Below are 24985 nucleotides of genomic sequence, written 5' to 3'. Positions count from 1 at the left end.
AAAAAAAATCACAATAGTGTCTCTGCGGAATATTCCGGCATCATACAAGACATCATATTGCAAATTGTAAATTTCATTTTTGTTTTTCTTTTATTTCAACGAGGCAAAGTTGCGAACTATTTTTGAATCAGCCAAACAAAATTAAAAATATTTTCCATTACCCTATCAGATTAGTATGCTACTGTTAAATTTCTCTTTAAAAAAATAAAAAAAGTTGAACTTTAATTTGCAAATCAAAATGGTTTTATACCTTTGCACCTGAATACAGAGGAAAAATTTGAACTGATTGCAACCTCTTCATAATGAAATGGTTCGTTATGAGCGCCGAGAGATTAATTTCGGCAGTAAAAAATGCTAAAGCAGAAACTCTCCTTTAGCCCTTTTTTAGCAATTATTTTCCTCGATTAATTTTAATTTAATACATTATTATGGCTTATTTATTTACGTCAGAATCTGTTAGTGAAGGGCATCCAGACAAAGTTGCAGATCAAATTTCGGATGCATTAATTGACAACTTTTTGGCATTTGACGCTGACTCAAAAGTAGCTTGTGAAACATTAGTTACAACTGGTCAGGTTATTTTAGCAGGTGAAGTAAAATCGAATACTTATCTTGATGTACAGCAAATTGCACGTGAGGTAATCCGTAAAATTGGATATACTAAAAGTGAATATATGTTTGAGGCAAATTCTTGTGGAATTTTATCAGCAATTCACGAGCAATCTGCAGATATTAACCAAGGTGTTGACAGAGCTAAGCCAGAAGAGCAAGGTGCAGGTGACCAAGGAATGATGTTTGGTTACGCTACAAATGAAACTGAAAACTACATGCCTTTGGCATTAGATTTATCTCATAAATTATTACAAGAATTAGCAATCTTAAGACGTGAAAACAAAGAAATCACGTATTTACGTCCAGATGCTAAATCTCAAGTAACTTTAGAATACAGCGACGATAACAAACCAACTCGTATTGATGCAATTGTTATCTCGACTCAACACGATGATTTTGATGAAGAAGCTGCAATGTTGGCTAAAATCAAAAAAGATATCGTTGAAATCTTGATTCCAAGAATTATAGCTAAAAATCCAAAACACGCTCATTTATTCAACGATAAAATAAACTACCACATCAACCCAACAGGGAAATTCGTTATTGGAGGACCTCACGGAGATACTGGTTTGACAGGAAGAAAAATCATTGTTGATACGTACGGTGGAAAAGGTGCTCACGGTGGTGGTGCATTCTCTGGGAAAGATCCAAGTAAAGTAGATAGAAGTGCTGCTTATGCAACTCGTCATATCGCTAAAAACTTAGTTGCTGCAGGTGTTGCTGACGAAATCTTAGTTCAGGTTTCTTACGCAATTGGAGTTGCTGAACCAATGGGTATTTTCATTGAAACTTACGGAACTTCTAAAGTAAACTTAACGAACGGTGAAATCGCTAAAAAAGTAGAAGCTATCTTTGATATGCGTCCTTACTTTATTGAGCAACGTTTGAAATTAAGAAACCCAATTTATAGCGAAACTGCTGCTTACGGACACATGGGACGTAAACCAGAAACGGTTACTAAAACTTTCTCTGCTCCAGGTGGAAACGAAAAAACTGTTACTGTTGAATTGTTTACATGGGAAAAACTTGATTTTGTTGACCAAGTTAAAGCTGCATTTGGATTGTAATTCAATCTAAATCTTAAACATAAAAAAACCCGATTTCAAATTGAAATCGGGTTTTTAATTTTATTATGAACTTATCTTTCCAATTGCACATTTGGCAATGTTTTAGGGCGATTAGGATCATTAGACAAAATCCAACCCGTTCTGTAAATCCACTCTGTCATTTTATGCAATTTTACGAAATCAATATTTTCAGATTCATCCATTGGCGTATGATATTGACTGTGCAAAACGCTGGTGTAAAAAACTGAAGGGATTCCTCTTCTTGCATATGGCAAATGATCTGAACGGAAGTAAAAATATTCTGGATGTTCTGGCCTGTCCCAAAGTTTATCCAAATCAAATTTTGGACCTTCGTCATTTGCTTTTTTGGCAATGGCAACCAAATCAGATGAATTTTCATGTGGCGAACTAGAACCCAATAATGCCGCTTGATTTACATTGTTTCTTCCAATCATATCACCGTTTAAAACTGCGATAATGTCTTTTTCTGGAACGGTAGGATGTGCTGCATACCATCTTGATCCCAACAAACCGCGTTCCTCTGAACCGTGAAATACAAACAAAGATGTTCTTTTTCCAGGTTGTTGCTTATAAGCTCGTGCGATTGCCAACATTGCCACGCAAGTACTTGCATTATCATCGGCTCCATTATAAATAGAATCCTGTCCGTATTTTTGACGCACACCATCATGATCTTGGTGACCGCTGAAAAGTACATATTCATTTTTCAGCTTAGGATCAGTTCCTGCAATTGTACCTACGACGTTTACTGAAGGATATTTGTAAGTTTCAGAAATAACTTCAGCAGACAATAAATCTTTAGTCGTTTTTAAATAATTTAATTGATCACCGTGAACCCAGAAAACTGGCATCGTAGATCCTATTTTATCACGGAAACCTTCAATCCCGTAAATACCTCTTGTCATTTGTGGCTCCACTTGTGACCAACTTTGCTCAGCCAATTCGTCTGCAACCATAATAAGTGCGATTGCTCCTTTTTTAACCACGAGGTCATAATATTTATTTCTAACTAACCCAGGATAACGCCTGTCAAAAAGCGAAATATCATCAGCAATTCCTTCTTTTGAAGCTAATAAAACTACTGCTTTTCCCTTAACATCTGCTTTTTCAATTTCTTCTTTTGTTGCTGCGCCTAGATAAACTAATGAACCTTCTACCTTAATATTAGTAGTTTCTGCCACTAAAACATCTTTCCAAAGTTTAAACTCTTTTTGTCCAATTTTAAACTTTGTATTTGGCGTAACTTGGTGTCTGTACAAATCAAAAAATTGGAAATAAGTTCCATCATCTCCTGCAGGCTCCATTCCGGCTTCTTTTGCTTTATTAGCCAGCCACATTGATACTTTTAATTCGTCTAGAGTCCCCGCTTCACGGCCGTTAAAGTGGTCGCCGGCCATTTGATACATATCAGTTTTAAGATCTTTGTCAGTTATTGCCGCAACTAATGGTTTTTTCACTGCCTGCGCAAAAGTCATTGCACCGGAGGCAAGTAAACCAAGGATCATTTTGTTTTTCATGTGTTTTAATTTTATTAATCCAAACTTAATCATTTCACAGCAAAATCTTTGTTTTTTTAACATCAAAAACAGGCTTTAACAGCAAATTTCAAACAAAAAAGGCTGTCTAGACAGACAACCTTGCATTTTTCATAACTACTAAATATTAGTAAGTTCCGTTTTGCATTTTTGTCAAAGTTTCTTTAATATCAGTTGCTGTTTCTGGTTCCGTCACAGCATTTATATATTTAACTGCCAAACTTTGTGTTTCAATTGCCTTTTGTTTCTGGCCGTCTTTATAATATAATTGTGCCAAAGTATCCAAGTAATAAGGATTGTTCTTAGTTACAACTGAACTGTATTCAGACCATTTAATAGCTTCTTTTAAAAAGTTTGAATTTTGTGGCTGCAGTACTACTGACCATGCCGCATTATTACAAAGATTAGAATGATACTCTTTAAACGAATTCCATCCGTCATATGAATATGGCGAAGAAGAATCTAAAGCAGAAAACATTGTATCCAATTTTTCAATTGGACTTGATGAAGTTAAATTAGAATCAAAATAGGTACTGAACTCTTTTAAGAAATCGATATTAGATTTTGTTGCATCTTCTGCATTGTTTAAATATTGGAAATAATTGCTGTACGATTCAAAATTTCCTTTTCCTAGAGCAATTATCTTCTTATAAATTGAAATATTCTTCTCCTTATTTATATCTGAAGAAGATTTCTCTTGAGCAATATAAGTATTAGATTGAAGGGCCGAAGAAATTTCAGAAATTACATTTCCTAAATTGTGTACTTCTCCTTCTTTATTATTGAAATCCGCACGACTCTCTTCAATTTTATCGGAATGTTTCAAAAGGTAATCTATCGCAAGAAAATCGGTATCATTCAAAACTCGTTCTTCATTAAAAAGCTGTTTCGTAAAACCTTGATTTTTGATTTCTCTTGTAATTGTTTCTACCAAATACATATCTGGTTTTGTATCTTTTTGATGCGCTTCTATCAAGTTTTTCCAAGTTTGTGCAACCTCTTTTTTATCTGATGAAATTTTGGTTAATACAAATTCTGTAGAGTTGGCAACTTCAGTTCCAGAATCTGAATCATAATCGTATGAAATTTCTAAAACTGCAGCTCTATTAAAAGCTCTGATCAAATCTGCATCCGTTGCTTTTTTATTTTTGAATACCTTATTAATGTATACAAAAGTATTTGCGCGCTGTAATTTTTTATATAAATCACCATAATAGCTAAACTGATAACTCTTGTCTGATAAGTCAGATTTTGCTTTTGCCAAAATATCACCATCGCTGTTTAAAACTAATATGCTCGGATCATCTGTGATTTTATTAGTTTTCAGCCATTTTTTATCATCTGCACCAGCTAAATAATAATTGTATACATCATAAATTGGATTATATGAGTCATACATATTATAAGCAGCCTGCGTTTCTTGATCTTTTACAAAGGCATCAAAATTCTCTTTTGCAGCTTTATCTTTGCTGTTGGCATAAAACATTAAAAATTTAAGTTTTCCTTCTTTTGTTGCTGCTAATGCATTTTTTAGATTGTTTTCGATTTTTAGTTTAAAATCGTATTGAGCAGGAACGGCAGGAGGTGCAACTGCATAATCTACTACGGCAGCGCTATCAACCGGAATTGCCTCTGAACCATAATCCTCTGTTGATAAAACAGTTTCTTTTCCTGGATAAGTCCAATTTGAAATTGTTTGGTTTTCGATTGGAATTACTTTCTTTACTTTTTCTGGCTGCGGATTTTTTTCATTTACAAATACTAACGGATTTTTGCCTGCAGGCTCAGAAATCTTTAATTCATTTGTTTTTCTGTCAAAATAGCCACCAATTTTCAAATCACCAACAGCTCCATACTCATAATTGATGCTTACCTCAGAAACATCTTTTGGCAGTGCATATTTACAAACATTGCTTTTTCCGTCATAATCTTCATAAACCAAGTATAAGTAATCTGTTTTTTCAATTTCAAATTCTAAATCTGCTTTTTCCCAATTTGGATCTAATTTTGTTTTGATATCAGAAAACCTTTGGTAAACAACATCTTCAGAACCTTTTTGTGTACCTATATAAATGGAATAGTAAGATGAATCAGAAAACTTAATTTTTATTTTTTTTGCCTTTTTATCAATTACATAAGCAAGTTCAAAATTACTTTCAGATTTTTCATTTTGAATAAAAATTAAGGAATCGCCTTTTATTTCATAGTTTCCTGAATAAAAAACCAGTTCATATTTATTATTATCCAGCAAATTCAGCTTGATTTTTCCGCCTTTATTTGTTGATAAATAAGTTCCTTTTTCAATTCCTTTGGTTTGAGAAAAAGAAACAAGCATTCCAGAAAACAAGAACAATAAGCTCCAAATAAAATTACGCATGACTATTATTTTATGTGCTAATAATGAAGCGTAAAGATATTTGATTAAAATGAAAAAAATACCTAAAAATTAAAATTTTGAAATCAAAATACTACAAATTATATTTCATTGAAAAGATGATGTAACGTGGTTGAACAGTGTATTGCGAAACTCGTGTAGAAAACTGCGAGAAGCTGTCATCATTCAAATAAGTTGTATTTAATATGTTTGTCGCCGAGACTTTGTATTCCCATTTGCTGTCCTTTTTTTGATAAACCAAACTAGCGCTTAAAAAATCATACTCGTTATCCACCGTTTTGCTTCCATTATAGTAATGATAAAATTCATACTCGGAAACAAATGAAAAACTGTTCCAGAAATAATAATCCAATCTTGCAAAAGGTTTATCAGTATAATACGTTGAACCGCTATATTGATTGATCAGCGCATTATAACCAATTTCTAAATTGGGTAAGTTTTTATAATTTGTAGCTGCTTTTACCGTATAACTCTGCACAAAACTTTCAGTTGTTGCCAAAACATTGTTCTGAATATTATTGAATTTTGACCAATTCAAACTTGCTGTTGCCGATGCTTTGTAATTTTTCAAGAAAGAACGTCCGTAACTTCCCATTCCGCTTAAAGTTTCATCGGCTAAATTGGAATTATAAGGAATCGAAGATTGATTAATTCCGTCAAAATTAGCTTTCGTTTTAATGGCATCAACTTTTTTAGTGTAGGTCGCGTTGGCAAAAATATTTTCAAAATTGAACATATTGTATTTAAAATAACGAAGCGAATGCACTTGTGAAGTTGCATTTTCCAACAAACGATTTCCTCTAAACAAACTGCTGTAATCAGACAAAACATAACCCGCCGCAAGCTGATTGATATCTGTAAAATCATTTGACAAAGAGAAATTATATGTCAGCGTTTCTGATTTTTTGATTTGATATAATGCGAAGAAATCAGGCAACACTTTCGTAAAACTTTGAGAATAATCTGTTCCTAATTGCGCATTTGTCATATTGTATGAATGTATGCTTAGTCCCGGCGTCAAAGTAAATTTCCCTGTCAAGATTTTATAATGGAATCCTAAAAAAGCATCATTAAATCTGTAATCAACATCATTGTTGTTTTCTGCTGCATTCAAGTCGTTTTTATTTCCGTTATCCAACATCTGGAAAATATGCGAATTGAAATTTTGGTACGAATACGTATTTCCTAAAGTAACATTGAAATTGCTTTTTGGCGTTACCATATAATAGTAATCGAGTTTTGCATCTACCTTATTTGTTTTCACAAAACGATCCTGATTCAAATCATTTCTATTTTGTCCTGAAATATATCCCGCCAAATCAAAAGGTTGCGAACGAAGATTGGCATTATAAAACGGATTCTCTTCTTGATATAAATGCTGTGCCTCAAAAGCAAAAATGTTTTTGTCGCTTTGCGTGTAATACAAACTTAAGTTTTGGTTTACCGATGTTGGATCTTGTTTTTTCTGTGTTAAAATGGTTTCCAACGATGAAACATTACTCACAACCGATTCACGAAGTAAATCTGTATCTTCATTTTGTTTTGACAACTTGGTCAAAATGTCGTAATCAAACTGAAATTTATCGTTTGGCTTATAACTCGAACTCAATTTAAAAAGTCCCAAATTATTTTTTTGATGCGTCATTTCATCACGTTTCTGTTGATCTCCAGAATCTAAAATTGTAGTTTGCGATTTGGTTTCTAAATCTGTTTTTGAAACCGAAAGAATTCCGAAACCGCTAATATTCCAAGCTTTTGTTGGATTATACGAAAAATTCGTTGCGCCAAATTTGGTTTCGATTTCCTTAGCACGATTGTTTCTTAAAATTGAAATTCCCAAATCATTTGACGAAACATTAAAATTGCTTCCGCCCTTTTTCATCATATTTTTGAAACCTCCCGTAAATTTGAAATAATCCTGCGCCGTAAGAGGCAATTCGCCAATATTATTAAAATTGGTAATTAAATTAATACTGTATTTCGGACTGTAATAAAACAATTTCGGATTAATAATATAACGACTGTCGAGCTCTGCAACGCCAATTCCTGCCGTAACATCTCCAAACCAAAAGTTCTTTTTTCCCGATTTCAGTTTAATATTCATAGCCACATTATCCTGATCGTTTTCAAGACCTTTTAATTGACTTACCTCATTATAATTTCTTAAAACCTGAACTTTGTCAATCGCATCAGCGGGAATATTTTTAACACCGAGTTTAGTGTCTCCGTCAAAAAAATCTTTTCCTTCAACCATTAATTTGCTGACTTTTTTTCCTTCCACTTCGATTTCACCATCAGCATTTACCTCAACGCCTGGCAATTTTTTCAAAACATCCTCCAGTTTTTTTTCTGTACCCGATTTAAACGAATCGGCGTTATAGACAATTGTGTCGCCTTTTATAGAAACTGGCATTTCACGCACGATTTCAACACCTTCAAGTTCAATTCCCGCACCATCCATTACAATATTCTGAACAATATTTTCTGTATTGGTTGAAACCGAAATTTCTTTAGATTTCATTCCCAGATAACTTATTTTAACTGTATATGAAGTATTTGGCTTTAAAGTCAGCTGAAACTTACCTTTATCATTTGTAATGCCATAAGAATCCATTGCTTTAGTTCCGTTATTAACCGCCATAATGTTGGCCATTTCCAACGGATTTTTTTGCTCGTCTTGAATAATTCCATCAAAACGAACCGTTTGAGCAAAAGTTATCGAGGTCATTAAAAAAATGACGAAAAGAAATACATTTTTCATGGAGAAAATCTAAAAGATGATATTCAAAAATTAGCGTCTAATCATTACTGGACCGCCACCAGGACCACCTTCACGGCCACGGTTCATTTCTCTGAATTCTTCCATTTTTTTGATTACGGTTTGATCATAATCTTTCTGAGAAACCACTTTTCCTTTTGTAGGCGCTTTTATTTCGACTTTATCTTTGGCATTCAAAACAATTTTCGAACATAAAATAGTGGTTCTTCCATCATTTACTTCCAAAATCAAACCCGGAAGACCCCAATAATTTTCTGGCCCTTGGTTCACTGGAATTTCCGGAGAATACCATGCTGTTATAATAATTTCTTTTGGAATTTCGAAGTTATCCTGAAAGTTCGTTTTCGTTTCGCCCGAAGTTTTCTTTGCATCATCTTTTTTCTCTTCAGGCTTTTTATCATCAGCATTTTTTGGTCTGAAATTTCTAAAATCGGTTTTGCTGGCTTCTTTTACGGCTGTTGCTTTGTAACACGTATAACCTCCAATTTGTTTGGTTTCAGATTCCATTTTCCAATTTAATTTTGGCAAAGAATCTACCACTAGAAATTCTTTTCCCATAAATTCTTTATCAACTGTATACGATTTGCTTTTTACATTTTTATAAAAAGTGCCTCCACCGCCCATGAAGGAATTCATCATGATGCGCATTCCTCCTCCTTGTTGTCCTGGAGTTTCTAGTTTTTCTTCTTCTTTATAAATAGAAGCCGATTTGTCAAAATTTAAAATAAAGGTTTTTTCAAGCATTTTTTTCATTCGCTCCTCCATGTTTTTTTGCATTTCAGGTGTAATATCTCTATTGGCACGCATTCCATCCATTTTTGGAGCTTGGGTTTTTGACTCATAAACGGCCATTCCCTGAAAATCTTTCTGCGCCTGCATTTGAGAGAAAACAAGCAGTAAAGACATATAAAAAAACACTTTTTTCATTTTCATTTTATTTAAATCGGCAAATCCGATAAACTTACACTCAAATGTATTATTTATTTTAAAATACTAAAAAAATAATATATGAGTTCTAATAAGGTATAGACAAAATGTACTATTTTTTAGACTATTACGTTTTAAAAAGGTTTAAATTGTAAAATCAGTAAAAACGAACTTTTTTAGTCCTCAATAATACAGTTTTTTGTAATTTGGCTCTACAGAAACCAAAAAAATCATGACCAAAAAGGCACTTACATTTCTATTTTTTATTTTAATTGCCGGCTTTCCGTCTATTCTTTTGGCACAAAATTTAAAAATAAATCCGGTTTCAATTTCTCAAACAGTTCTTAATGCTGATACATTTTTAGGCTACGATTCTTTTGGTTTTATTTATCAAATAAACAACAATGTTTTCAGTAAAATAAAAGGAAAAGAGGTTTTTGAATACAAAAATGTCTCATTAGGAAGCATTACAAGAACCGACTTGCAAAATCCGCTGAAAATGGTTTTGTATTATGAAGATTTCAATACAGTTGTTTTGCTGGACAATCAGCTAAACAAAATTACTGAAATCAATTTTACGTTGAATACTATACCAATTGTTGTAAGCGCGATTGGAATGTCAACTCAAAATCAATTATGGATTTATAATGCATTGAATCAACAAATTGGATTGTTTGATTATTTGAAAAATGAATATAAAACAATTTCGATTCCCTTTACAGAACCTATTAAATATTACCACACCGATTTCAATACTTTTTATTGGATTGATAAAAAAAACAACTGGTTTTCATGTGATCTTTTTGGAAAAATCACCAGCCTCGGAAATGTGCAAGATTTTGATAAAATGGAAATAATTGATGCACAAAAATACATTTTCAGCAAAGGTAATCACTTGTATTTAAGAGACATTAGCAAAGAGAAAACCGAAGTAATTTCTGAAATTGAAATTTTACAAAAATCGTTTGACAATTTCTATTACAAAGACCAAATTTTATCTATTTTTACAGCTAAAGAAATTGTAAATTATAAAATCGTAACACCGTAATGCACATAGCAATAGCAGGAAATATAGGCGCAGGAAAAACTACCTTGACTAAATTATTAGCCAAACATTTTAAATGGGAGCCTCATTACGAAGATGTGGTTGACAATCCATATCTAGACGATTTTTATCACCAAATGGAGCGCTGGTCGTTCAATTTGCAAATTTACTTCTTGAACAGCCGTTTCCGTCAGGTGCAGCAAATTCGTGAAAGTGGCAAAAAAATCATTCAGGACAGAACGATTTATGAAGATGCACATATTTTTGCTCCCAATTTATATGCTATGGGCTTAATGACGAGCCGTGATTTTGAAAACTACACTTCTTTGTTCGAATTAATGGAATCTTTGGTAAAAGCGCCAGATTTATTGATTTATTTGAGAAGTTCTATTCCTAATCTAGTAGGTCAAATTCACAAACGCGGACGAGAGTACGAAAACTCAATTTCGATTGATTATTTAAGCCGTTTGAACGAAAGATACGAAGCTTGGATTCAAACTTATTCAAAAGGAAAACTATTAATTATTGATGTTGACAACATTAACTTTGTTGACAATCCAGAAGATTTAGGAAACATCATTAATAGAATTGATGCTGAATTGAATGGGTTGTTTTAGAACACGAATTTTTACAAAATAAAAAAATGCCTCTAAATAATTTTGGAGGCATTTTTTTTTGATTTCATTTTCCTACATTTGCTTTATTTTAAATAATTTCCCAAATTGGGAAAAAATAAATATATTTGCGTAACTAATTATGAGAATAATAGCAAAGAGAACGTTGCAAAATTTTTGGGAACGATATCCAAATTCTAAACAGCAATTATTAGCTTGGTATCAAATTTTTGACAAAAATGATTTTTTAAATTCTAATGTTATAAAATCATCTTTTGGAACCGCAGACTTTGTCGGCAATAATAAAGTAGTCTTCAATATTTGTGGAAATCATTATCGTCTAATTGTAAAAATTAACTACGATACCCAAATTGTGTATATTCTTTTTATCGGAACACATAATGAATATGACAATTTAAAAGATATTAAAAATTTATAATATGAATATAAAGCCAATAAAAACAGAGCACGACTATAGTTTTGCATTGGAAAGAGTTAATCTTATTTTTGATGCCAAACCTGATACTCCCGAAGGAGATGAGCTAGATATTCTGGTAACACTTATAGAAAAGTACGAACAAATACATTATCCAATTCCTGAGCCTGATCCCATTGAAGCAATCAAATTCATGATGGAACAAAATGGATTAAGCGATGCCGATTTAGGAATTATTCTAAAAAGTCGCTCAAGAGTCTCTGAATTGTTTAATCGCAAAAGAGCTTTAACGATAAAACAAATAAGAATTTTAACCGAAACCCTTCATATTCCAGCTTCAACTTTGATTAAAGAATATGCTTTAAATCAATAAAAAATGCCTCTAAAATTATCTAGAGGCATTTTCTGTTTTAAGAAGCTTTGTCAAAGTTTAAAACTTTGACAAAGCTATCGAGTTATTCTATTTTACAGCGTCAATTTTAGCTTTAACCTCGTCTTCAGTCCCTTCATAAACTTCAGTTGTGGTTTTGCCGTTTTCTGTTTTTGTAACTGTCCCAATGGTTTTGCCATTTTCTTTTCTCAGTTCTACTTTAAGAGACTTTTTCTCATATTTACTTGTGTCAAAACAATCTGTTTTTTGATATTTTCCAGTTTTATCAAAGTGTGCTAAACATTTAACTGTTTCTTCTTCGGTACAGCCTTTTTCTTTACACATTTTAATACATTCTTCTTTAGTCATTCCCGACATATCGCCACATTTAGAAGCTCCGGCATGCATTTCCATTTTAACGCAACAAGAACCTTTTTCAGCCATTCCTGCAGCTGAATGTCCTTCACCTAAAATTGGCGCAATAACCAATCCGATCAAGCAAGTTAATTTAATTAAAATGTTCATTGAAGGTCCAGAAGTATCTTTAAACGGATCCCCAACTGTATCTCCAGTTACTGCAGCTTTGTGTGCATCAGAACCTTTATAAGTCATTTCGCCATTGATCATAACTCCAGCTTCAAATGATTTTTTAGCGTTGTCCCAAGCACCTCCCGCATTGTTTTGAAAAACTGCCCAAAGTACGCCAGAAACCGTAACTCCAGCCATATATCCGCCTAACATTTCAGCGATCAACTGATTGTTATCTGCATAAACTAATTTTCCTATTAATACAATTGCGATAGGAAAACCAATTGTCAAAATTCCTGGAAGCATCATTTCACGTAAAGCGGCTTTTGTCGAAATTTCAACACATTTTCCATATTCTGGTTTTCCAGTTCCCTCCATAATTCCCGGAATCTCTTTGAACTGACGACGCACTTCATAAACCATATCCATCGCAGCTTTTCCAACTGAATTCATTGCTAAAGCGGAGAAAACTACCGGAATCATTCCGCCGACAAACAACATTGCTAAAACTGGTGCTTTAAAAATATTGATTCCGTCAATTCCTGTAAAAGTCACATAAGCGGCAAATAATGCTAATGAAGTCAAAGCCGCAGATGCAATTGCAAAACCTTTTCCGGTTGCTGCCGTTGTATTTCCTACTGAATCCAAAATATCGGTTCTGGTACGAACCTCTTTTGGCAATTCGCTCATTTCTGCAATTCCTCCCGCATTATCAGAAATTGGTCCGAAAGCATCAATTGCTAATTGCATTGCCGTTGTTGCCATCATTGCTGAAGCCGCCAGCGCCACTCCATAAAATCCTGCCAAAGCATATGAAATCCAGATTGCTACAGCAAACAATAATACCGTTGGAAAAGTCGAAATCATTCCAGTCGCTAAACCTGCAATCACGTTTGTTCCCGCTCCTGTTGATGATTTTTGTACAATTGCCAAAACTGGTTTTGTTCCTAATCCTGTATAATATTCGGTTACCGATGAAATTGCTCCACCAACAACTAATCCAACTAATGTAGCGTAAAAAACACGCATTGAAGAAATTTGCTGGGATCCTTCTCCAAAAAATTCCATTGTCATTACTTCTGGCAACATATGTTGCACCAAAAAGAAACAAGCAATAGCTGTTAATCCTATAGAAACCCAGTTTCCAATATTTAAAGCTTTTTGCACTTGAGCTTCTCTAGCGTTATCATCTGAAATTTTCACCAACATTGTTCCAATAATCGAAAATAAGATTCCGAAACCAGCAATTGCCATTGGAAGCAAAATTGGGCCGATACCGCCGAAAGCGTCATTAATACTTCCGCCCATATCTTTTATAACATAGTTTCCAAGAACCATCGCTGCTAAAACAGTTGCTACATAAGACCCAAATAAATCGGCACCCATACCTGCAACGTCACCCACGTTATCTCCAACGTTATCCGCAATTGTTGCTGGATTTCGTGGATCATCTTCTGGAATTCCTGCTTCAACTTTACCAACTAAGTCAGCTCCAACATCGGCTGCTTTGGTGTAAATTCCCCCTCCCACTCTCGCGAAAAGCGCAATTGATTCTGCTCCTAATGAAAACCCTGCTAGAGTTTCCAGAACAACAGTCATTGTATCTGTATCTTTCCAAACACCGCCTGAAAATAAATTAAAGAAAATAATAAAGAAAGCAGTTAATCCTAAAACGGCTAAACCTGCAACGCCAAGCCCCATTACTGTTCCTCCGCCAAAAGAAACTTTTAAAGCTTGAGGCAGACTTGTGCGTGCGGCCTGAGTAGTTCTAACGTTTGTTTTAGTTGCGATTTTCATTCCTATATTTCCAGCATAAGCCGAAAATAAAGCTCCAAAAATAAATGCTACTACGATTAATAAATGGGTTTTTACTCCCGGAATAAAAGTGATTCCTGCCAAAGCTAAACTGGCAATAATTACGAAGATGGTTAACAATTTGTATTCGGCTTTTAGAAAGGCTAAGGCTCCTTCATAGATGTAATCTGAAATCTCTTTCATCTTACCGTCTCCAGCGTCTTGTTTTAAAACCCAAGTCCTTTTTATTCCCATGAAAAGTAATCCTAAAACTGCCATAATAATTGGCAGGTAAATCATAAATGCATTCATAATATTTTATTGGTTTTGGTTAATAGTCAATATTCTAACTAAAACGAATTTAAACAAAAAAGCAATACTCCTAACGGAGTATTGCTTTTTTTATAAAATATGAATGCTAAAATTATTTAATACTAAATAATCCTGCTGGTTTGTTTTCAATATCATCGAAACGTTTCGTGCATTCAGCAATAATTGCGTAAGCTTCGTTTACGTCTCCCCATCCTTCAACATCAACTTTTTTGTTTTCAAGATCTTTGTAAACTTGGAAAAAGTGTTCGATTTCTTTTACTAAGTGAGGGTTGATATCTGATAAATCTGTTAATGAATTCCAGATTGGGTCTGAAACTGGTACACAAATAATTTTTTCGTCTGGTCCTTTATCATCTGCCATGTGGAAAACACCAATTGGCTTAACTTCCATTACACATCCTGGGAAAGTTGGTTCGTTTACCAAAACCAATACATCAAGAGGATCACCGTCTAAAGCTAAAGTTTCAGGAATAAATCCATAATCAGCCGGGTACATCATTGAAGAGAATAACATTCTGTCGAAACGCATTCTTTTGATTTCAAAATCGTACTCATATTTATTTCTGCTTCCTCTTGGTATTTCGATTAACACATCGAAAGTTGTTAGTTTGTCTGCGGTCATTTTCGTTTTTTATTATATCTTATAATTTCGGTTGCAAAAGTAACCAAACATTCTATTTTTACAATAAAAAAACAGGTTAAATTATCTGCATTATCTATTAAAAAACAAGCATTTAATAGGTAATTGTTCTATTTCTCTTTTTTAAGTAATAATGCCAAAGCAAATAAGTAGCATAAGATCGATACGGACTCCATTGTTCCGCATGAATTTCCATTTCTTGTTTATCGTGAATATTTAATAATTCTTTGATGGTATTGATTACTGCAATATCGCCAAGCGGAATCAAATCTGGTTCCTGAAGACAAAACATCAAATAAATATCAATCGTCCAGTTTCCTATTCCTTTTAGCTTAATAAGTTCTTCTCTGACTTGCCTTGCCGATTTTGAAGGCAAGCTCTCAATATCTAATTCCTTGTTTAATACCGCTTCCGCTAAAATTTTAATATATTTTGTTTTTTGACGACTTACACCAAGATTTCTAAATTCTTCGTCAGATAAAACAGCCATGTTTTCTGGATTACAAGTTTTATAAGCTTTGATTTTTAAAAATGTGGCTTTCGCTGAATCTATAGAAACCTGTTGTTCGAGTATTAACAATACCAAAGTCTCAAAACCCTGAGGACGTTTTGGGATTGGAGGCACTCCGTATTTTTCGATTATTTCCTGAAAAATCGGATTTTTATTGGTTAGAAAATCAATCGCTTCTTGCATGGCTTTGCTTTTAAGTCTATTCCAAAATTAGATAAAAAAAGAATCTCGCAAAGGCGCAGAGACGCAAAGAAATTAAAAACTTAGCGACTTGGCGTCTTTGCGAGATTATTAAACAGCTTTCGCTTTTATTAAATCTAACAAAACATTTTTAGAAGTAGAACCCGAATGAGCCTTTTACAGCAAATTTATTAGCATCAGGCATATTCAAATAATTCCCTCTCCAAGAGAAATCAATTCGGAACACTTTAAAAATATTTCCGATTCCGGCATTATACTCCCAATAAACATTTTCCGGCGCATTATATGGCTGACCAGAAGCATTAATTGCTCTATTGGCATCCGAAATAGTCCCGTGAACCGCTTTAATTCCGACAAATTCTCTCCAGTTTAGTTTTCTCATAAAAGGAACTCTTGCAAATAATCTTCCTTGAAAATTATGTTGCCATTGCAAGGTTGTATATTGATCGGTAACAAATTCGTAGAAATTTAAATTACTAAAAGTATTTTCAATAGTCCAGTATGTTTGGTTTCCAGGAACAACGCTCATCAAGCCTAACGGAATTGTGCCAAACGTTTTTCCGGTTTCAACAATAATATCCGTTCTTCCTAACGGCCCAATAATAATTGGTTGTTTGTAGTAGATCTGAATTTTTTCGTAGGCAAAATCACTATTAAAAACTCCTTTTAAACCGTAACTGAAATTTACAAAGAAATGGCTAAATGGGCTATCAACTAAATCTCTTTCAACTCCGTAACCAATAGTTTTACGATTTGGCATATATTCAAACTGAATATTGGCTTCAGATTGTCTCACTTTGCTTTCTATAACGCCATTAGGATTTGAAGGGCTTGGCAAAGTAGAATAATAATCCAAACTAAAAGTAGGTGAAGCCGATTCCAAAGTTCGATATGAAAAACCTGTCTGAATTATAAAATTCTTCTTGGCTTCAATTTCAAACGAAACATTGCTCAAATTAATATTCGTCAATTTTCCATTACTGCTCGTTGTAAACAACGCAGAAGACGCAAAACTTCTACCTAAAATATCATTTGTCGTAGTTAAACTTGCTCCAATTTGTTCAATATCGCGCCTGTTTCCTCCAGAAATAATGATTCGGTTTTTCTTGTCAACCATCCATTTTCCTGAAACTCCATACTTGAATTTGTTATCGTTAAAACCATACGCAGTGTAAGCCTGAACACGCCATGGATCATTTGGCCCAAAATAAGTTCGACCACCAACTCTTACCCTCAAACCTTCGACCTCATTATAACCAAAAGTGGAGAAAATAGGACCATAATCGAAGTTTTTAAACTCGACGTATCCACTTCCTAAAATAGAGACAAGACTATACAATTGCTTAAAACGCTTGACTGTTTGAAGCGTATCGAGCATTTTATAAATTCCGGCTTCGTCTTTATTTAATTTCTCAAAACGATTTTCTTCCCAAAATTCGGGCGGGCGGGCGTAAACGGCATTGTCTATAAAATTGACTTCTTCTTTATAAAACTTCTCCGGTTTTTGGATGTTGAATTTATGATTTCGATATAAAGTTGTTCGCTTTCCGTAAACTCCTTTTGATTTTTCTTTTTTATTCAAAGCAAAATCAGACATCATATAATCACGCGTCAGAAGGAAAACAGAATCGTTTTCTACTTCAAATTCCTGTTCGATATAAATATCTTTTACCCAGTTAATATTGGCACTTTTCGTTACGCCCATATTAATTTTCTTGATGGCAAAAGTGGTATCGTTTACCCAAAAATCTCCTTTAAAAGTCAATTCGTTTTTTCGCCTCGGATAAAAAACAATATTATAACACCATTTTTTATCGACAAAAGCACTGTCTTTCAAAACATAGTTGTAGACATCAATTCCGGTTTTTGAAAGCGGACTTGTAAAACTTTTGTCAAAAAATTTAAGGTGATTGTCGTAAATATTATAATCCGAATAAAGGTCTTTTACGAAAGATAAAATCTGCTGATTTCCGTTGAAACCAGACATTTTATTTCCTGTCAGATTTTCTTTAACTTTCTTTATCTTATTATCACCATAAACATCATAAACTGATTCGTTGATAAAAATTGGCAGGTAGGTTTTGCCCGTAACATCAGAAGTATCAACATGATCAAAAATAAACTCCATTCCTTTGAAAAGTTTATTTTTCATCAAAGCACTATCAATCGTGTTCATGTCAAACTCGACTTTCTCGTACTTTTGCATTTGATATTGATTGAATTGGTAAAGTCCGTTTTTACGCTTTCGTTCCCAAATTTTCCTCAAAATATCCAATGCAGGATTATTCTTTTTAGAAGTTTTTCCAGTGTAAATTACAACTTCGTTCAACACTTGTTCTTCGAACAAAATAATTTTAAAATTGTAATTGACCGCTTTTTCCAAAGGAACTTCCTTATCTGAAAATCCAGCTGAAGTAACTAATAATGCCGTATAAGTATTGGGAGATTCAAGATAAAAACGTCCATCTTCATTAGAAACAATTCCGGTATTAGAACCTTTGAAAACAACATTTGCAAAAGGTACTGGCTGATTTGATTTATCCAAAACAATTCCACTCACTTTTGTTTGTGCAGTTCCAAGATTCACAAAGGCGAATACAAAAAATAGGCTGAGTAAAATTATTCTTTTTATCATTTGGCAAAAAAAAACTTCATCAATTAATATGACTGATGAAGTTTTATAAGTATTGTTGAATTTCTTATTTGTACATTACTTTCTTTACTGCTTTTACTACATCACCAGCATTTGGCAACCAGTCTTTAAGCAATACAGGAGAGTAAGGCGCAGGAGTATCAGCAGTTGTGATACGCTGAATTGGCGCATCAAGGAAATCGAATGCTTGTTCCTGAACAATATATGTGATTTCAGAAGAAAGACTGGCAACCGGCCAAGCTTCTTCAAGAATTACTAAACGGTTTGTTTTTTTAACCGATTTTAAGATTGCGTCTTTATCCATTGGACGAACTGTTCTTAAATCGATAATCTCACAAGAGATTCCTTCTTTAGCTAATTCATCAGCAGCGATGAAAGCTTCTTTGATGATTTTTCCGAATGAAACGATAGTTACATCTGTTCCTTCACGTTTAATATCAGCAACTCCTAGCGGGATTGTATATTCTCCGTCCGGCACTTCACCTTTGTCTCCGTACATTTGCTCCGATTCCATGAAAATTACTGGATCGTTATCACGAATTGCAGATTTCAAAAGTCCTTTTGCATCGTAAGGAGTTGAAGGCACAACAACTTTAAGACCTGGAGTATTTGCAAACCAGTTTTCTAAAGCTTGAGAGTGAGTAGCTCCTAATTGACCTGCAGAAGCAGTTGGTCCACGGAAAACGATAGGCACATTAAATTGTCCACCAGTCATTTGACGCATTTTAGCAGCGTTATTTATAATTTGATCAATACCAACTAAACAGAAGTTGAATGTCATATATTCTACAATAGGACGGTTCCCATTCATTGCAGAACCTACTGCAATTCCTGAAAAACCAAGCTCAGCAATTGGAGTATCAATTACTCTTTTTTCACCAAACTCAGCAAGCATTCCTTTTGAAGCTTTGTAAGCTCCGTTGTATTCTGCAACCTCTTCTCCCATTAAATATATGGATTCATCGCGACGCATTTCTTCGCTCATCGCTTCGCAAATGGCCTCTCTAAATTGTATTGTTCTCATATTTATATTGTATGTTGAATTTTCTGAAGAGCAAAAATAAATATTTTAAATCACTTAAAAGCATAAATTAAATTTAAAATCACAGGAACTTTCTTCTCTTCTTTCGCTTTTAACTTTTTAAAACTTATTATGATATTTACGAAATCGATATAATTGTTATTATTCTCTTCCAAAAAACACTTTTCATACAAATCCGACTCTATTTGTTGAATTCTGATTTATTTAAATTCGACTATCTAAACGGGATTAATCAAAATCTAGTATAAATCTGCTCTAATTTTAACAGTTCAAGCCTTTTCATCCATTGCGAATTTGCTAAGAATCAGGCAAAATAACTGAATTTTCGATTTCACAACCAGACAAAACCACTTCCAAATTTCAAAATCTTCGAAAACGTAATAGTTTTTAAAAAATATTATGCACGCATAGTATATTATTCCGATTTTAATTTCTAAATTTGTCAAAGCATATTATTAAATTCAAAATATATACTTATGAAAATATTGGTTTGCATCAGCCACGTGCCTGATACTACTTCAAAAATTAACTTTACCAACGGTGACTCAGAATTTGATACCAATGGTGTACAATATGTAATCAATCCAAATGACGAATTTGGTTTAACACGTGCTATTTGGTTTCAAGAACAACAAGGAGCAACGGTAACTGTTGTTAATGTTGGAGGACCAGATACTGAACCAACTTTACGTAAAGCATTAGCAATTGGTGCAAACGAAGCAATTCGTGTTAACGCTAACCCAACTGACGGATTTTTTGTTGCAAAACAATTAGCAGAAGTAATTAAAAATGGTGGTTATGACCTTGTAATTGCAGGAAAAGAATCTTTAGATTATAATGGTGGAATGGTTCCTGGAATGATTGCTGGAATTTTAGGTTCTAACTTTTTAAATTCTTGTACAGCAATAACTGTTGATGGAAACAACGTAAAAGCAGTTCGTGAAATTGATGGTGGAAAAGAAACTGTTAGCACTACACTACCATTAATTATTGGAGGTCAAAAAGGTCTTGTTGAAGAAAAAGATTTACGTATTCCAAACATGAGAGGAATCATGACAGCAAGAACTAAAGCTTTAACTATTCTAGAGCCAGTTGACGCTCCTGCAAACACAAAAGCGGTGAAATTTGAAAAACCAGCTCCAAAATCAGCAGTGAAATTAGTTTCTGCAGATAATTTAGATGAGTTAATCAATTTATTACACAACGAGGCTAAGGTGATTTAAGATTGTAGACTTTAGATTTTAGATTGCAGAACGCAATACTAAATCTAAAATCAACATTTGATTCACTTCAAAATCTAAAATCAATAATCATTTTTAGGTTTCAATTTTCAAAAATCTGAAATCTAAAATCTAAAATCTAAAATTGTTATGTCAATATTAATATATGCAGAATCTGCAGAAGGAAAATTTAAAAAAGTTGCTTTCGAATTAGCTTCTTACGCTAAGAAAGTAGCCGAATCATTAGGAACAACTGTTACAGCTTTAACAGTAAACATCAGCGATGTAAGCGAGTTAGGCAAATACGGAGTTGATAAAGTTCTAAAAGTAAATAACGATAAATTAGCTGGTTTTACTGCTAAGGCTTATGCCGATGTAATCAAACAAGCTGCTGAAAAAGAAGGAACAAAAGTAGTTTTACTTTCGTCTACAACAGACAGTATTTATCTTTCATCATTAGTTGCAGTAGCTTTAAATGCTGGTTTTGCATCGAACGTTGTGGGATTGCCAGTTAGCACTTCTCCTTTTCAAGTAAAAAGAAATGCTTTCTCAAACAAAGCTTTCAATATTACTCAAATCGATACTGATGTAAAAGTTCTTGGTTTAGCTAAAAACTCTTACGGTATTTTCGAAAGTGCAGGAGCTGCAGCTGCGGAAGATTTCAACCCAACAATTGGAGACAATGATTTTGGTGTAAAAGTAGAATCTGTTGAAAAAGTAACTGGAAAAGTTTCTATCGCTGATGCAGATATTGTAGTTTCTGGCGGACGCGGATTGAAAGGTCCAGAAAACTGGGGATTAGTTGAAAATTTAGCTGAAGTTTTAGGTGCTGCTACAGCATGTTCTAAACCAGTTTCAGATTTAGGATGGAGACCTCACAGCGAGCACGTTGGTCAAACAGGAAAACCAGTTGCAACAAACTTATACATTGCAATCGGAATTTCTGGAGCAATCCAACATATTGCAGGAATCAACTCTTCTAAAGTAAAAGTAGTAATCAATAATGACCCTGAAGCTCCTTTCTTTAAAGTTGCTGATTATGGTATTGTTGGTGATGCTTTTGAAATTGTTCCTCAATTAACTGAGAAACTTAAAGCTTTTAAAGCTCAGCATTCTTAATCAAAGAATTCTTAAACAATATAGCTGCCTAAAAACAAGATAATCGTATCTTTGTTTTAAGGCAGCTTTTTTGTTCCATATTTTTTGATTAAAATTGCACCTTTATTTTCCAATCAAAAAAAGTATTAAAATGTGGCGCTAAGTGCCCTTTTTTCAATCATATATGAGTCTAGTAAAATTATCCATAAAAGGAATTTCATACAGCCAAACTCAAAACGGCGCTTATGCCTTAATTTTGAATGAGGTTGATGGTGAAAGAAAATTACCAATCGTAATTGGCGCTTTTGAAGCCCAATCGATTGCTATTGCCTTAGAGAAAGAAATCAAACCTCCTCGCCCGTTAACACATGATTTATTCAAAAACTTTGCAGAGCGATTTGACATTGTTGTAAAACAAGTAATCATACACAAATTGGTTGATGGTGTTTTTTATTCTAGTTTGATCTGCGAAAGAGATAAAATCGAAGAAATTATTGATGCGCGAACTTCAGACGCAATTGCATTAGCATTACGTTTCAACGCACCAATATTCACCTATAAAAACATCTTGGACAAAGCCGGAATTTATTTAAAATCAAATTCTGGAGATGGCGACCAAGGTTCTCAAGAGATCGACGATGTACTTTCTAATCCAGAAACTTTTGGACACGAAGAAGAAAGCAATCAATCTGGCGATGTTTACGCAAAACATTCATTGCAAGAATTAAATGAGCTTTTAGACCAGGCAGTCTCTCAAGAAGATTACGAAAAAGCCGCAAAAATTAGAGACGAAATCTCAAAAAGATAAATTTATGTTTAATCGTGGATTTGTTTAATCCTTTAATTGATTAAACAGTTACACGAATAAACGATTAAACGATTAAACAACAATGAAGCAATACTTAGATTTAGTAAAACACGTTTTAGAAAACGGAAATCAAAAAGGAGACAGAACCGGAACCGGAACTAAAAGCGTTTTTGGCTACCAAATGCGTTTTGATTTAAGTGAAGGCTTTCCTATGGTTACGACCAAAAAACTCCATTTAAAATCGATCATTTACGAATTGCTTTGGTTTTTAAAAGGTGACACAAATATCAAATACCTTCAAGAAAACGGAGTTAAAATATGGGATGAATGGGCTGATTCTAATGGTGATCTGGGACCAGTTTACGGTCATCAATGGCGCAATTGGAACAGTGAAGAAATCGACCAGATATCAGAATTGATTACAGAATTAAAAACAAATCCGAACAGCCGCAGAATGCTCGTTTCGGCTTGGAACCCTTCAGTTTTGCCAGACACTAAAAAATCTTTTGAAGAAAACGTAGCAAACAACAAAGCCGCTTTGCCTCCTTGCCACGCCTTTTTTCAATTTTATGTGTCGAGTCCCGATATTGAAAAAGGCGAAACAAAAGGCAAACTTTCTTGTCAGCTTTATCAAAGAAGCGCCGATATCTTTTTAGGAGTTCCTTTTAACATTGCTTCTTATGCATTATTAACCATGATGATTGCTCAAGTTTGCGATCTTGAAGCTGGCGAATTTATTCACACTTTTGGAGACGCACACATTTACAACAATCATTTTGAGCAATTGGAATTACAACTTTCAAGAGAACCAAAACCGCTTCCAAAAATGATTTTAAATCCTGCGATCAAAAACATTTTTGATTTTGATTATGAGGATTTCACACTTGTTGATTATGATCCACATCCTGCTATAAAAGGAAGTGTCGCTGTATAAAAACACAAAAAAATCCGCTTAGAATTTAAGCGGATTTTTTTATACTGCTAGAACACTGTTTTCACTTCCAGCAAAATCATTCCATTTATATGAATCTGCCTCAGGTTCATTAACATACACTCCGTCAATTAAATACTTAAACTCATAAATGGCATCTTTTACCAAGTCATAAGTAGCTTTAAAAGTTCCGTTTTTTAACTTACTCAAAGTTCCTTCTTCTGGATTCCAATTATTAAAATCCCCAACAACTGCTGCCGAATTTGCATCTTTTGCTTCTATAGAAAAAGTAACCTTACACACTGGTTTCGTTTTGATAAATTGCTTTTTTAAAGACATAACTAATTAGTTTTTAGATTGATACCTCTAAATTACACAAATTCGCCTGAACTTTCAATACTCCAATATCCGATTTGTGACAATGACAAAAATGCATTATTTTTTTAATCATATCCATAAATTAATCCGTGATATTTTTTTGAATTCAGATTCAAAACACATTCCAGGACAAATATTATAGAATCAAAATCCCTTGTTTTCAAAATAAATTTTAACTTTATAACCTCATTCATTCAAATATTCTATGGAAAAAGAAGTACACGAACAGTATGAATATGCCAGAAGAAGACTTAGACAAAAGAAAATCTTGTATTTTCACTTTGTACTTTTTCTACTAGGAAGTTTATTTTTATTTATTGCCAACAGATTTTTTGGTTTTGGAGAAGGTTCAAATCAAAATTGGTGCATCTGGGGAATAACGATTTGGCTTTTCATTTTCATTCTGCATTTTATAAAAGTGTATATCACTGACCGTTTTATGAATAAAAAATGGGAAAGAGAACAAATTGACAGACTTGTTGCATTACAACAAAAGAGAATCAGTCAATTAGAGTCCAAAATAAACGAGGATACTCAGAAATAATTTTTTTAGTTTAGATTGCCATGATTATAATGATAGCGGCTGTAGCCGAAAATAATGCCTTGGGAAAAAACAATGATTTAGTCTGGCATCTGCCAAATGATTTTAAAAGATTCAAATCACTCACAACAAATCATTATATAATAATGGGAAGAAAAACTTTTGAAAGCTTCCCAAAACCTTTGCCGAATAGAACCCATGTAATCATAACGCGACAAAGTGATTATAATCCTGAAGGCTGTATTGTGGTTGACAGTATTGAAAAAGCAATTGCTGCTTGCCCAGAAAATGAAGACTCTTATATTATTGGTGGTGGCGAAATTTATAATCTAGCTTTACCATACGCCGATATTATAGAAATAACCAAAGTGCATCATACTTTTGATGCGGATACTTTTTTTCCAAAAATCAATGAGCGTGAATGGATACTTGTAGAGTCTGAAGAAAATTTTAAAGACGACAAACATCTTTATGATTACACTTACGAAACATATATACGCAAATAA

Annotated in this window: 21 protein-coding genes; 11 read left to right on the top strand and 10 right to left on the bottom strand. The window is 33.6% G+C overall.

The window, feature by feature from the left end; genetic code table 11:
• The first annotated feature begins 428 nt into the window (after positions 1-428).
• Positions 429-1679 (top strand): methionine adenosyltransferase, encoded by a 1251-nt coding sequence (gene metK, locus H600_RS0109280; protein WP_026728526.1) that lies wholly within the window; start codon positions 429-431, stop codon positions 1677-1679.
• Between the two features lie 71 nt (positions 1680-1750).
• Here metK and H600_RS0109275 read toward each other — a convergent pair whose 3' ends face one another.
• The 4 genes from H600_RS0109275 to H600_RS0109260 all read right to left on the bottom strand — a co-directional run bounded on the left by H600_RS0109275 (position 1751) and on the right by H600_RS0109260 (position 9336).
• Positions 1751-3217 (bottom strand): M28 family peptidase, encoded by a 1467-nt coding sequence (locus H600_RS0109275; RefSeq protein WP_026728525.1) that lies wholly within the window; start codon positions 3215-3217, stop codon positions 1751-1753.
• Positions 3218-3362: 145 nt separating this feature from the next.
• Positions 3363-5612 (bottom strand): hypothetical protein, encoded by a 2250-nt coding sequence (locus tag H600_RS0109270; RefSeq protein WP_026728524.1) that lies wholly within the window; start codon positions 5610-5612, stop codon positions 3363-3365.
• Between the two features lie 91 nt (positions 5613-5703).
• Positions 5704-8391 (bottom strand): carboxypeptidase-like regulatory domain-containing protein, encoded by a 2688-nt coding sequence (locus tag H600_RS0109265; protein WP_026728523.1) that lies wholly within the window; start codon positions 8389-8391, stop codon positions 5704-5706.
• 30 nt (positions 8392-8421) lie between these two features.
• Positions 8422-9336: a GLPGLI family protein gene (locus H600_RS0109260; protein ID WP_026728522.1), complete on the bottom strand. Its 915-nt coding sequence runs from the start codon at positions 9334-9336 to the stop codon at positions 8422-8424.
• Between the two features lie 232 nt (positions 9337-9568).
• Between H600_RS0109260 and H600_RS0109255 the strand changes: the two genes are divergently transcribed.
• The 4 genes from H600_RS0109255 (at position 9569) to H600_RS0109240 (ending at position 11804) form a co-directional block, all read left to right on the top strand.
• The gene (locus tag H600_RS0109255) at positions 9569-10384 is read left to right on the top strand and encodes a hypothetical protein (protein WP_026728521.1); all 816 of its coding nucleotides are present in this window, start codon (positions 9569-9571) and stop codon (positions 10382-10384) included.
• Positions 10384-10998: a deoxynucleoside kinase gene (locus H600_RS0109250; protein ID WP_026728520.1), complete on the top strand. Its 615-nt coding sequence runs from the start codon at positions 10384-10386 to the stop codon at positions 10996-10998. The genes H600_RS0109255 and H600_RS0109250 overlap by 1 nt, the downstream gene beginning before the upstream one ends.
• 139 nt (positions 10999-11137) lie before the next feature.
• On the top strand, positions 11138-11434 hold the full coding sequence (locus H600_RS0109245; protein WP_026728519.1) for a type II toxin-antitoxin system HigB family toxin: 297 nt from the start codon (positions 11138-11140) through the stop codon (positions 11432-11434).
• A gap of 1 nt (position 11435) precedes the next feature.
• Positions 11436-11804, top strand: a complete 369-nt coding sequence (locus tag H600_RS0109240; RefSeq protein WP_026728518.1) for a helix-turn-helix domain-containing protein — start codon at positions 11436-11438, stop codon at positions 11802-11804.
• Between the two features lie 87 nt (positions 11805-11891).
• Here the strand turns inward: H600_RS0109240 and H600_RS0109235 are convergent, their stop codons facing one another.
• The 5 genes from H600_RS0109235 to H600_RS0109215 all read right to left on the bottom strand — a co-directional run bounded on the left by H600_RS0109235 (position 11892) and on the right by H600_RS0109215 (position 19485).
• Positions 11892-14435 carry a sodium-translocating pyrophosphatase gene (locus tag H600_RS0109235; protein WP_026728517.1) on the bottom strand — a complete coding sequence of 848 codons (2544 nt, stop codon included), beginning with the start codon at positions 14433-14435 and terminating at the stop codon, positions 11892-11894.
• 112 nt (positions 14436-14547) lie between these two features.
• Positions 14548-15078: an inorganic diphosphatase gene (locus H600_RS0109230; protein ID WP_026728516.1), complete on the bottom strand. Its 531-nt coding sequence runs from the start codon at positions 15076-15078 to the stop codon at positions 14548-14550.
• A 112-nt stretch (positions 15079-15190) separates the two neighbouring features.
• Positions 15191-15790 carry a DNA-3-methyladenine glycosylase family protein gene (locus H600_RS0109225; RefSeq protein WP_026728515.1) on the bottom strand — a complete coding sequence of 200 codons (600 nt, stop codon included), beginning with the start codon at positions 15788-15790 and terminating at the stop codon, positions 15191-15193.
• Positions 15791-15938: 148 nt separating this feature from the next.
• Positions 15939-18443 (bottom strand): DUF5686 family protein, encoded by a 2505-nt coding sequence (locus tag H600_RS0109220; RefSeq protein ID WP_425337360.1) that lies wholly within the window; start codon positions 18441-18443, stop codon positions 15939-15941.
• A 64-nt stretch (positions 18444-18507) separates the two neighbouring features.
• On the bottom strand, positions 18508-19485 hold the full coding sequence (locus H600_RS0109215; protein WP_026728513.1) for a pyruvate dehydrogenase complex E1 component subunit beta: 978 nt from the start codon (positions 19483-19485) through the stop codon (positions 18508-18510).
• 494 nt (positions 19486-19979) lie between these two features.
• Here H600_RS0109215 and H600_RS0109210 point away from each other — a divergent pair, with 494 nt between their 5' ends.
• The 4 genes from H600_RS0109210 (at position 19980) to H600_RS0109195 (ending at position 23563) form a co-directional block, all read left to right on the top strand.
• Positions 19980-20726 (top strand): electron transfer flavoprotein subunit beta/FixA family protein, encoded by a 747-nt coding sequence (locus H600_RS0109210; RefSeq protein WP_026728512.1) that lies wholly within the window; start codon positions 19980-19982, stop codon positions 20724-20726.
• Positions 20727-20873: 147 nt separating this feature from the next.
• On the top strand, positions 20874-21842 hold the full coding sequence (locus tag H600_RS0109205) for an electron transfer flavoprotein subunit alpha/FixB family protein (RefSeq protein WP_026728511.1): 969 nt from the start codon (positions 20874-20876) through the stop codon (positions 21840-21842).
• Between the two features lie 163 nt (positions 21843-22005).
• On the top strand, positions 22006-22629 hold the full coding sequence (locus H600_RS0109200) for a bifunctional nuclease family protein (protein ID WP_026728510.1): 624 nt from the start codon (positions 22006-22008) through the stop codon (positions 22627-22629).
• Positions 22630-22711: 82 nt separating this feature from the next.
• Positions 22712-23563 carry a thymidylate synthase gene (locus tag H600_RS0109195; RefSeq protein ID WP_026728509.1) on the top strand — a complete coding sequence of 284 codons (852 nt, stop codon included), beginning with the start codon at positions 22712-22714 and terminating at the stop codon, positions 23561-23563.
• A gap of 39 nt (positions 23564-23602) precedes the next feature.
• Here H600_RS0109195 and H600_RS0109190 read toward each other — a convergent pair whose 3' ends face one another.
• Positions 23603-23899, bottom strand: coding sequence for an isoamylase early set domain-containing protein (locus tag H600_RS0109190; protein ID WP_026728508.1), 297 nt, complete (start codon positions 23897-23899; stop codon positions 23603-23605).
• 244 nt (positions 23900-24143) lie between these two features.
• On the opposite strand from H600_RS0109190, the gene H600_RS0109180 reads away from it, so the two are divergent.
• Both H600_RS0109180 and H600_RS0109175 read left to right on the top strand, forming a co-directional pair.
• On the top strand, positions 24144-24482 hold the full coding sequence (locus H600_RS0109180; protein ID WP_026728507.1) for a 2TM domain-containing protein: 339 nt from the start codon (positions 24144-24146) through the stop codon (positions 24480-24482).
• 20 nt (positions 24483-24502) lie between these two features.
• Complete coding sequence (locus H600_RS0109175) at positions 24503-24985, top strand: dihydrofolate reductase (RefSeq protein WP_026728506.1); 483 nt, start codon at positions 24503-24505, stop codon at positions 24983-24985.

Origin of the sequence: Flavobacterium denitrificans DSM 15936 (assembly GCF_000425445.1) — a bacterium.
Taxonomy (GTDB): domain Bacteria; phylum Bacteroidota; class Bacteroidia; order Flavobacteriales; family Flavobacteriaceae; genus Flavobacterium; species Flavobacterium denitrificans.
Note: the sequence above shows the minus strand (reverse complement) of the source record. Positions and strands in the feature narration are given on the sequence as shown.